The organism is Methylobacterium sp. B1 (assembly GCF_000333255.1).
Taxonomy (GTDB): Bacteria; Pseudomonadota; Alphaproteobacteria; order Rhizobiales; family Beijerinckiaceae; genus Methylobacterium; species Methylobacterium fujisawaense.
In genome coordinates, this window is record NZ_BACT01000841.1 from 1 (window position 1) to 3857 (window position 3857).

Annotated in this window: 4 protein-coding genes and 1 pseudogene; 1 reads left to right on the forward strand and 4 read right to left on the reverse strand. The window is 69.1% G+C overall.

Annotation, left to right across the window (positions count from 1 at the left end; genetic code table 11):
* Positions 1 to 71 precede the first annotated feature (71 nt).
* From I53_RS24380 to pqqA (I53_RS24390), 3 genes are all read right to left on the reverse strand, one after another.
* A complete protein-coding gene (locus I53_RS24380; RefSeq protein WP_043355582.1) occupies positions 72 to 1025 on the reverse strand; it encodes a class I SAM-dependent methyltransferase in 954 nt (317 codons plus the stop codon).
* A gap of 158 nt (positions 1026 to 1183) precedes the next feature.
* Positions 1184 to 1273 (reverse strand): pyrroloquinoline quinone precursor peptide PqqA, encoded by a 90-nt coding sequence (gene pqqA / locus I53_RS24385; RefSeq protein WP_007559225.1) that lies wholly within the window; start codon positions 1271 to 1273, stop codon positions 1184 to 1186.
* Positions 1274 to 1353: 80 nt separating this feature from the next.
* Positions 1354 to 1443, reverse strand: a complete 90-nt coding sequence (gene pqqA, locus I53_RS24390) for a pyrroloquinoline quinone precursor peptide PqqA (protein WP_007559223.1) — start codon at positions 1441 to 1443, stop codon at positions 1354 to 1356.
* 435 nt (positions 1444 to 1878) lie between these two features.
* Here pqqA (I53_RS24390) and mgtE point away from each other — a divergent pair.
* Positions 1879 to 3250: pseudogene (gene mgtE, locus I53_RS24395) on the forward strand (magnesium transporter).
* 126 nt (positions 3251 to 3376) lie between these two features.
* Here mgtE and I53_RS24400 read toward each other — a convergent pair.
* Positions 3377 to 3857: fatty acid--CoA ligase family protein (locus I53_RS24400; protein ID WP_043355588.1), on the reverse strand; the 481-nt coding region annotated here is incomplete at its 5' end.

Below are 3857 nucleotides of genomic sequence, written 5' to 3' on the forward strand. Positions count from 1 at the left end.
GGCGATCCTGGCGGGGACGCTGTCGAATCTCACGAGCGCGGCGATCGCGGGGCTGTTCGTGGCGTGAGGGATCAGGTGCCCGTCCGCGCCACGAGCAGCAGCGCGTTCGGGCGCGTCCGTTTCGGCACCGGCAGGCAGCGGTCGAGGACCGACCCGACGCCGTAGGCGAAGGCGAGCGCCAGCGCCCAGGACCACGTCCGCCGGAAGAAGCGGTCGCGGCAGCGGACGGGGCTGACCTTGGCCATCCAGTGAATCAGCGAATCGTGCCGGTCCATGCCGATGGCATGGACCGCCTCGGCGGTGCAGCCCAAGGTTCCGGCCAGTGCCTCGAGAGCGGCGGGCGTCCACCACGTCAGATGGTGGGGCGGCGCGTTGATGACGAAGTTCGGGATCGTGGTGTTGGGCGAGGGCCAGAGCGGCGTCCCGATCAGAATCAGGCCGCCCGGCTTGACGCAGGCCGCCAGCGCCCGGGCGAATCCCAGCGGGTCCGCCACATGCTCGATGACCTGGAAGGCGCAGGCCACGTCGTAGACCGGACCGAGGCGCGCCGCGTGCGCCTCCACGGTCTCGGCGAGGATCGTCCCGGTCGGGTCCTCGGCGGAAAAATTCGGGTCGAGGCCGGTATAGGTGGCCTCCGGCACATAGGCGCGGAAACCGCCGTGGCCGCAGCCCACGTCGAGCACCCGGGCACCCGACGGCACATGCGTGGCGGCTTGGCGGAACTCCAGGCGCTCCGTCTCCGGCCCGGCGAGCTTATCGTGCGCGGCGATCCGGCCGTAGAACGCCCGGTAGAAGGCCGCATCGCCAGCCATCGGCGGATCGAAGAAGATCAGCCCGGTCGGTGATTCCCAGAGCCGGAACGTCCCGGCGGGGCGCAGCAGCGGCCCGACATCGACGCGGCCGGAATAGTGCCAGAGCAGCGTCAGGAAGGCGGCGTCCAGTCGCTCGACGCAGCGCAGGGCGGGGGCACCGGTGATCGGGCAGGGTGGGATCGCTTGATCGGCCGAATACGCAGTGTCCGCCAAACCCGTCCTCGCTCGCTCTGCAGGCTCACATGGCCCGGTGGCGGTTCAGCGGCACGGTTTGGTGTGGCAGGTCAAGCCGAGGCGCAGCATGTCATGCGCGCACAAAAGAAAAGCGCCGCTTCGGATGAAGCGGCGCCCCAGAACGTGATGTCGACGTCTCAGTTGAACGTGTCGATCTCAGCCGACTCGTAGCTGGTGACTTCCATGCCGACGCAGATCTCGGACACGACGGGGGCGGACCAAGCCATGATTTCCTCCAAGTGAATTGATGCGATGGATGAAGAAGCCGCGAAGGCCGGAGCGTCGGGCGCTCCGAACCGTGAGCGACTTAGTTGAACGTATCGATCTCAGCCGACTCGTAGCTGGTGACTTCCATGCCGACGCAGATCTCGGACACGATCGGGGCGGACCAGGCCATGGCGTTTCTCCTCGCTGTTGGTGAGATCCATATAGGCAATATCTTGGACGCAATACAAGCGAGCACAACACTTATATTTCTCATAGGGTGGGTTGCTGGCCGGCGGGGCCCACCCGTCCGTGGCCGCGCGGCCACCCGACGGAGCGTCGTTCGGCATCGGCTGCGGATGGGCGCTGTTTCGGCTTGACGGGCCTCTTGCTCGGGCGCACGACGCACCCGCGCGACGGCGTCTTCGACGGTGCCGCGTTCCCTTTCCAGCAGCGACCAGCGAAGCGACGTGCCCGACCGATCGTGCCTGCCGTGCCCGGCCCCGTGTCGTCATCCCGCCTGAGCCGCTGAGAGGCCTGGCCGCGGGGCGATCGACGCGGCGGCCGGCCACGGCCCTGACCTAGGATGACCGGCGACGCGTCGCCTCGTAACCCACGAGGCGAGGCCATGAACGAGATCGCGCCCTTCGACACGCGAGTCGATCCCTCCGTCTTGGCCGCACGTCTTTCGGATCGAACGGGCGCCCGACATCGTCGAAGCGCTGAACGACGAGGCTCCGGAGGTTGCCGCCGCCATCCTGCTCGGTCTGCCGACGGAGCGGGCGATCGAGGTGCTGGACCAGCCGGAACTCGACTGCGCCGCCGACATCATCGAGATGCTGCCCCGGGACCGGGTGGCCGGCTACCTGTCGGGCATGTCGGCCGACCGGGTCACGGACGTGTTCCGCGAGATCGAGGAGCCCGGCCGCTCCGACCTGCGCGCGCGCCTCGACGCCGAGACCCGCGGCGCCGTGGACCGGCTCTCGGCCTACGGCGAGGAGACCGTGGGCTCGCTGATGACCACGGAGTTCGTCACCGTGCCGGGCACCTGGACGGTGGGCCAGACCCTGGAGCACATCCGCCATGTGGAGAAGACCCGCGAGACGATCTACGCGATCTTCGTGCTCGACCCGCGCACCCGCGCGCTGACCAAGGCGGTGCCCCTGCGGCGGCTGATCTCGGGCGATCCGAGCGACAACGTCCTCAGCGTCGCGCCGGGACGCCGGCCCCTCGCCGTCTCGCCGACGGCCAGCCGCGAGGAGGCGGCCCGACTGATCTCGAAATACGATCTTCTCGCGCTGCCGGTGGTCGACGCTGTCGGGCACGTGATCGGCATCGTCACGGTCGACGACATGATCGACGCGATGATCGAGAAGCAGACGCAGGACGTGCAGCGCTTCGGCGGCATGGAGGCGCTGCCCGAGCCTTACATGGATATCGGCTTCTTCACGATGATCCGGAAGCGCGCCGGCTGGCTGTGCGCGCTGTTCCTGTCGGAGATGCTCACCGCCTCGGCCATGCAGGGCTTCGAGGGGGAACTGGAGAAGGCGATCGTCCTGACGCTGTTCATCCCGCTGATCATGAGTTCGGGGGGCAATTCCGGATCTCAGGCGACCTCGCTGCTGATCCGGGCGCTGGCCCTGCACCAGATCCGGCTGCGGGACTGGTGGCGGGTGGCCCTGCGGGAACTGCCCACCGGGATCGTGCTCGGGGCGATCCTCGGGGTGATCGCGGTCATCCGCATCGTCGCGTGGCAGAAGTTCGGCCTCTACGATTACGGCGAGCACTGGCCGCTGGTGGCCGCAACGGTGGGCGCGGCGCTCGTCGGAATCGTGACCTTCGGATCGCTCGCCGGCTCGATGCTGCCCTTCCTGTTGCAGCGGATCGGCTTCGATCCGGCCACCGCCTCGGCGCCGTTCGTGGCGACGCTGGTCGATGTCACCGGGCTCGTCATCTATTTCTCGGTGGCCCTGCTGATCCTGCGCGGGACGCTGCTATAGGGGGCGTCCGGTCCGGCAAGCCTCGGCAACACCCGATCCCTCCCCCCGACCCTCTCCCGGACGGGAGAGGGGGCCTGTTGCGGCGCCCTCGAAACGCTGGGGCGAACCAGCGGGCGGCGGCGCCGGTCAACCGGCCGCAGCCGCGGCGAGTCGCTTGCGCTGGACCTTGCCATTGGGCGTGCGCGGCAGGGCGTCGAGGAAGCGGATTTCCCGCGGCCGCTTGTAGGCGGCGAGCCGCTCGGCGCACCAGGCCAGCAGGCCCTCCGCGTCGGGCTCGGCGTCCGGCTGGAGCACCACGAAGCCGCAGATGACCGAGACGTCTGCCCGCACGGGCAGTTCGGCCACGCCGACCTCCGCCACGGACGGGTGGTCGGACAGCACCGCCTCGACCTCGTTGGGCGAGACCCGGTAGCCCATCGCCTTCATCAGGTCGTTGTTGCGGCCTTCGACCCAGAGGTAGCCGTCCGCGTCGAGCCGGGCGAGATCGCCGCCGACAAACCAGTCGCCGCGCATCACTTCGGCCTCTTCCTCGGGGCGGTTCCAGTAGCCGAGCATCCACGCCGGCTCGGTCCGATGGACGGCGAGGAGCCCGCTCTTGCCGGCCGGC